Source organism: Chitinophaga sp. 05T412 (genome assembly GCF_056396465.1).
Genome location: NZ_JBFTLN010000013.1, coordinates 238975 through 245579, shown reverse-complemented (window position 1 = coordinate 245579; position 6605 = coordinate 238975). Strand labels below are relative to the sequence as shown.

The following is a 6605-nucleotide window of genomic DNA, read 5'->3' as shown; positions in this document are numbered from 1 at the left end:
GTTTATGGCTGAGGAATGGCAACAGGATTACAATATGGAGAGACCTCATAAGTCACTCGGATATCTGTCGCCTGTAAAGTATGCCCAAAAGCAGCTCGAAGCCAAAATCTCTAATCCCTAGTGGCCTAGTTTTAAGGGAAGCTTACACAGCTATCCGGTACGATACTATAAAACAACAAACGTTATCCCCTGCTCAAAGGATGCTCCGCGAAACGCAGCGGGCAGCACATATTGAACATTCACTCATTGTTCCCATAATAAAGGATTTGAGCAGCCTTTTAGAACAGCTTCTACAGCCTGTAGAAACATCTAACTATCTGCCTTATGAGTTAACGGAAGAGGGTATCAAGCGAAGAAAGAAGAAACAAAAATCCCAAAATACAGGCATGAATCACTAATCGTAAAAATTGCAATTTTATGGATACCACAAAGAAAATAGATATTGAAAAAGATAGTTTAGAACTGGTACTGGAAGAATTTACAGAGGAACAAAAGTTACACACAAAAACCGTTGATGACCTGGTTAAAGCAGTCAACAGTTTATCCGGGAAACTTACCGAGTTTGAAGGTAAACTGGAAAAGCCGAAGGGAATCGACATTTCAACAGATACCAAGCCGATTGAGGACATTGTAAAAAAAGGCATTATAGACATGAAATTGACGGTTGCCGGACAGCCTAAAAATGTGATACGAAAATTCCAGTTATTGCTTTTCCCGGAACAGGATGCAAAATTGTTTTATAGGGTTGTTTTTGGCCGTTGGTTCCTTTGGCTGGTAGTAATGTTATTCCTTTCTAATCTGTATAAATTCGGTATCCATTGGAGCGATAACCAGAAGGAAATAAAGCTGCAACAGCTAGAAAATGATAGGATAAAAAAAGCATGGTACTATTTATACTACCAACAGGAAAGAGGTGTAAAACGAATGATGGACAGCGCCTACACTAAAAGTTTTAAAAGCAATAAATGATGTTATTCCCTTTATAGACAACTGCTAAATAGTCACACCTATTTATGAAATGGTACTTTTTTTATTAAAAGAGGTGCAAAGATATGGCAAAAAAGATAACTTTGCGTATATTCCCATAGAAAAGGGTTAGATACATGAGTCAATTCGATTATATAAAAGATATAGCAAAATTTGGATTAGAAAATGATCAGGAGAAGCTATTGTCTGTACTTAATGAATTGATTGAACATTCCAAGAAAACTAAGAAAATAAACTTTGCTATACAACTTCAGTCTTTATTGAAAGATTCAATAAGGCAACAGCAAATAAGCGGGTTAGCCAAAGTAGGTTCTGCAAAGCACATACTTAAAGAGGATGATAGAGAAATAAACGAATTTATTATTGAGAAAATTACGTCTGATTATAAATTCGAAAATCTTATTTGTAGTGAAGATGTAAAGAGTGAGCTTAATTATTTCATACAAGAGCATGAAGAAATAGAACTCTTACGTTCATTTGACTTACCAGTTGCCAATAAAATATTGCTTCATGGTCCCCCCGGATGTGGGAAAACTCTTGCCTCTTATGTTATCGCGGGTGAGTTGCAGAAAATGATGGTAGTTGTTAACCTCGGAGCGATTGTATCTTCAAAATTAGGTGAAACGAGTAAAAATCTAGCAAAAATATTCAAGCGAGCTGCTTCAGAGGATAGTGTAATTTTTATTGATGAGTTTGATTCTCTTGGTAAAGTAAGAGATTATAGTCAAGATCATGGTGAAATGAAAAGAGTTGTTAATACAATTCTGCAACTTTTTGACTATTTGCCACAAACTAGTATTCTCATTGCTGCTACGAATCAGAAAAGTATGCTTGATAGCGCCTTACTAAGAAGGTTTGATTTAAGTATTCAGTTTGATTTACCCAATCAGAAACAAATTGATGCACTTATAGCTCTTACATTGAGAAATGGCAAGTTTGATTTTGATAACAAAGTTTCCGCCCGTACAGTAATAAAATCCTGTCTAGGTTTATCATATTACAGTATTCAAAAGACTCTTATTACAGCCATAAAAAGAAGCCTTTTCGATAGAACAGCAAAAAAAACACTGCCCCTCACCGCGAAAATAAGCACTTCGATATGGAAGGATTTAATTGCGTCAGAAAAAAAAGCACTATTGAAAACAGCAAATAAAGAAGACTAAATTAAGATTCGGCTTCTGCATGAGTGGTTGCCTCTCCCTCAATATTTATAATTGCCTCAACGGTATTTATTGCAATAATTTCTTTATATAATTTATTATTAGCTCTTGATGTCGGTAGCTCGCTTATAGTTAAAATGAGTGAAAATTTATGTGCTAATGTTTCAAGATCTCGTTTGTGCGAATCAGGGACATCTTTTTTAACAACACATCTAAAAGCTAGAGACACCTTATTTCCCAAATTTGCTATTTGCGCTCCTGATACATTATGATCGATTTCTTGCACATTCGAAAATAACCGATTTTCAACGCCGAAGAAATCCTCAGACCAGCTCATTCCTGTTTTTATTATATAATCCGCAGTTTGGGTAGCCTTTTGATTATTGGTCTTATCAACTTTCTTACCCATTTCGTTTGCATCAATAGGCTTAAATATGCCAAATGTAATTTGTAAAGGTAAATATGATAGATGATTTTCTTTTATAGGCGAAAAGCTATAGCAAAGAGTACCCTTAAAATTTAATTTATTCCCACTATTATTTATGTATTCAGGTATTGAAACAATAACAGTTTGCAATTCCTCTGCTTTAATCTCACTTTCAATAACAAATGTTATAGAGTTATTATCTGTCGAAGTAAGTATTTGGGGATTGGGGCGACCAAAGCCAGTTAGCTTTTTGAATAAATTTATGGGAAATCCTCTAAACGCTGCTGGTGGATTAGTATAAGTACCAGCTGGTGCTGTAGCAGAATTTATTAGGAGTGCTTTTATTGTCTGTGCCCTAAATGTGGGATATTCTCTCAAAATCTCCGAAGCCAAAGATGTAATTAGTGGAGTGGCCAAACTTGTGCCACAACTTCTTGAGTAATACCTTTGACCATCCGGATCTATGGGTGATCGAAGAATTTCCATTCCCGATTCACGATTAAAAAGGTCCCCCCCTTCAAATACAAGATCTGGTTTATTTAGATGCTTATTCTTTTGTGACCTCATAAACTCCGAGCCATTCACTKATTGTTCATAGTCATAATGGAATTTTCGCGTATAATATGCTGGAAACTCTTCCGCAGGCGTAATATCTGAATTTAGTCTATTTTCAAGATTTCCAGCTAACGCTCCAATGGAGATATTATTTAATGATTCAGATGGTTCAGAAATATTTGTTGTTTCACAACTATGTATTTCACTCCCATTATCCAAAGAATAAAAGATAGTCGGGTATTCATGTGATTGATGAGCCTCATCGATGATTAATTCTTTGAGTCTTTGCTCGGAAATATTCCCAACTGAAATGAAGATAAGTAGATCCTTTTCATACGCCAGTTTATCCAGCAAGTAAGCATAGTCACTAATAGTTTTATTATAACCCTTTGGCATAGGGTCATTCAAAGACAAATTAAACAACCTAATACCGTGAGTGCTATTAGCCTCTTTAATAGCTTCTGCAAGTAATACTATGTTAAGAGTATCATTATCCTGTTGAATCGCTTTTATGACAGCAATTCGAGCTTTTGCTTGATAATTTTCTCTAATATCAGTAATAAACTCATATCCTAGAATTACTAAAGACCCTACTGCGGTACCGTGTCCACTTTCGTCTATAAAAGTACCTGTATTGGTGAGGTCGATTCCAATAGGACTTATACATTGCCTTAGTGGTTCAATAGGGAAAAATCCAGTATCTATTACTCCAACTACAGGTAGGTTTTCTGCGACTGTAACAGTAAATCCATAATCCCTTCTTTCCTGGCCAAACTCACCTGGTCTTCTTCTTTCTGTACGGGAACTTATTACAGCCTTAACTATGTCAAAGTTATCCGCAATCTCCTTAATATCATCTTCGGTTAAATTTGAAACTTCAATAATCTCTGATGTAATTTCTGTTCGATTTACAGGCTTATTCTTTTCAATTAGATAAGCCAATAAGGATTCATATATAGCATTCGCATTAACACTCTGAGGTGGAATTAAGCTCAATGAAAGCACATCTGAAGAATAAGATTTTATTCTCCGTCTACTAGTTAAAAATCGAAAGTCATTTATTAGAACAATTAAGTTATAGTCTTTCCCCTGATATGTTTCTGTTATTGGACTTTCATAAAATAGTTCGAGGTGTTTAATAAATGTTTTAAATAATTCAGAATCGGCTATTTCAAACAATACTGATTTATTAAAATCTTCATAGGAAGATACAAGTAAACCATACCTTTCATAAAACTCCTTTTTCAAACTATCATTGAATACTTTATAAAATCGGACGAAAACAAGGTCAATTATTCCGGGTAAATTTAAAGTTCTTTGGTCAATCCTTTGTTTTCGGTCTAAATAAAAGATAGCACTACATCTACGTAACCTATCCTGCTGAGCAGGGCTTGGAGTTTTTGACGGTTCTGGCTCTCCTTCGTCAGTTGTATTCGGTTGAACATTACGACTTTTACTAAACCCATCGTTTTTGCCTATTTCATTTCTTAGATAGAGGTGCTTATTTGCCATACGTAGAATTTAACTGGCGGGGTTGATTTTGAGACATTAACTATCACTAAAAATAAAAAGCCACTAACTATAGTGGCTTCACACTATCTTTTCAATTAGGTTACTTGATCTTTCTTTCTTCCAGCAACTTTTCTAAAAGTGCAATCTTTTCTCGTTCACTTTGCAATAAAGCCTCATATAGTTTCTCATTCTTCTCTGCCGTTTCTACCCATTTTTCAAAAGGGTTAAAGGTGCATTTATAATATTGAGCGTATGCAACAGATTCATCTTGAAAAGTATTGGATATAATATTAACCGCTGCTTCTTCGCTAAAATTCTTTATCGCTTCTGCTGGCACTTTCAATGCCCTTGCAACCTGTTCCAATATATCCGGTTCAACTGTTTCTTTTCCTTCCAGTAAGGAAATTTTCTTTTGGTTCCAATCGTCACCTAATTCAAACGCCAATGCTTCCTGCTTAATGCCCAGCATTTCGCGGAATCTCTTAATGTTATGGCCTTCGTGGGTCTTGTTACGCATATCAGTGGATGTCATAATACAAATATAAATAATTTTCTAACTACTAGAATATCCCTGAAAATAGGATTAATTACTTACTAAAGTATCTCTTTTATCCCAGTAATCCATCCCATTAGCGTATAGATTACCTTTTTATTATATCTGAACTTGTGTCTATGATTTAAAACCTCTTAAATATTAAATCTATGGCTCAAACAGATAAAATACATCTCAGCCCTCCTTTTAATGAAGATGAATGGCTTAAACTGGTCTTCCTGCTTAGTGATACTCAAAATTGGCTCAATGACCTAGTAGGTACAGCCATGCTACAGGTGCCTATGAAGGACAGGAGAAAGCTATTCCGGCGATCATATTACATCAATGTGAACGCACTGGCACATATTATGGAAAGGCATCACTACAAAATTCCACGGCATCCCTCTGTCAGCAAGTTTACGATTCCTGTCATCGACATATTAGCACTGCTACGGGATGCCTTTACTGCCCCTATAAGTCCGGTTTCTGGTTCCCTCAATTTCCAGAGGGTTATCAACACCGGCAATATTATAGGTTTTGATTATAACCAGCTCCCTACCAGTTTTTTAACCGTGCTAACAGATAGTGGTGGCCGTATCATTACAGCTTTTCCCGGTTTTCTGAAATCTCAATCCCCTTTGTTTAACCCTCATAATCTACAAACGTATGATATTTGATGCACCCCGCCCGTGGGATAATCTCCCGCTTCGCCTTTCTAATGAGGAAATCAGCCAGCCTTACGAGGTTATCCATGATTTTTTTTCTGCCTTTGAAAAACACCGCACAATCACCATACTTCAACGCTGGTTGTATTCGGTTTGCTCTAACAAAAAATGTAAAGAAAGCCCCTCTACACTGTTGTTTTTCTATGAGAAAATTGAATATCTTATTGAAGCAGCCTATTTAATCTCTCAGCTAAACAATTCTGAAAGAAAAGCTGTATTACAGAATGACAGCAAAAATGAAGATTTTAATATCATGAGTGCTGAATACTTTTGTGCTTGGGGTTCCTCAAAATTCACACAAAATCCAGCAAAACTAATTTGGCAGGACTTCCCGCGGAGCCTAAACACAAAAGAGTTTTTCAATCCTTACTCCGTGTTCAAAAAGACTTTCAGATTTTACTCTCTTGGTGAATGGCGGCAGGAGTTATCCAATCTTTTCAATATGGCTTTATCAAAAGAAAGTTTGCTAGATGATGGACTGGATACCGATATTTTAAGTGTAGAAAAACACCTGTTAAAACTTATTGATGCTTCGCACCTTATTGATATTAGAGAATTTAGATTAGACTATGTAACGAGCATAAATGGAAAGGCTAGCGAAGATAACGGGTAACAATCATAGAAAACAATGCCGTAACTGTTTTTGGACAAAGGGAGCGACTGAAATTTCAGTCGCTCCCTTTGTCCAAATATGCACTGGTTAAGGT

Annotated in this window: 7 protein-coding genes; 5 read left to right on the top strand and 2 right to left on the bottom strand. The window is 36.0% G+C overall.

The features are described 5' to 3' along the window. Positions 1-4 precede the first annotated feature (4 nt). The 3 genes from AC1DFM_RS26125 to AC1DFM_RS26115 all read left to right on the top strand — a co-directional run bounded on the left by AC1DFM_RS26125 (position 5) and on the right by AC1DFM_RS26115 (position 2150). Entirely contained in the window at positions 5-121 is a 117-nt protein-coding gene (locus tag AC1DFM_RS26125) for an integrase core domain-containing protein (protein WP_477078152.1), read from the top strand. Between the two features lie 296 nt (positions 122-417). Beyond that, a complete protein-coding gene (locus AC1DFM_RS26120) occupies positions 418-969 on the top strand; it encodes a hypothetical protein (RefSeq protein WP_477079712.1) in 552 nt (183 codons plus the stop codon). A gap of 134 nt (positions 970-1103) precedes the next feature. After that, positions 1104-2150, top strand: a complete 1047-nt coding sequence (locus AC1DFM_RS26115) for an AAA family ATPase (protein WP_477079711.1) — start codon at positions 1104-1106, stop codon at positions 2148-2150. A gap of 1 nt (position 2151) precedes the next feature. Here the strand turns inward: AC1DFM_RS26115 and AC1DFM_RS26110 are convergent, their stop codons facing one another. Both AC1DFM_RS26110 and AC1DFM_RS26105 read right to left on the bottom strand, forming a co-directional pair. After that, complete coding sequence (locus AC1DFM_RS26110) at positions 2152-4641, bottom strand: S8 family peptidase (RefSeq protein WP_477079710.1); 2490 nt, start codon at positions 4639-4641, stop codon at positions 2152-2154. 100 nt (positions 4642-4741) lie between these two features. Next, positions 4742-5173 (bottom strand): helix-turn-helix transcriptional regulator, encoded by a 432-nt coding sequence (locus AC1DFM_RS26105; RefSeq protein WP_477079709.1) that lies wholly within the window; start codon positions 5171-5173, stop codon positions 4742-4744. 170 nt (positions 5174-5343) lie between these two features. On the opposite strand from AC1DFM_RS26105, the gene AC1DFM_RS26100 reads away from it, so the two are divergent. Further along, positions 5344-5850 carry a hypothetical protein gene (locus tag AC1DFM_RS26100; RefSeq protein ID WP_477079708.1) on the top strand — a complete coding sequence of 169 codons (507 nt, stop codon included), beginning with the start codon at positions 5344-5346 and terminating at the stop codon, positions 5848-5850. Then, complete coding sequence (locus tag AC1DFM_RS26095; protein WP_477079707.1) at positions 5840-6511, top strand: hypothetical protein; 672 nt, start codon at positions 5840-5842, stop codon at positions 6509-6511. Before AC1DFM_RS26100 ends, AC1DFM_RS26095 begins: the two co-directional genes overlap by 11 nt. The last annotated feature ends 94 nt before the right edge of the window (positions 6512-6605 follow it).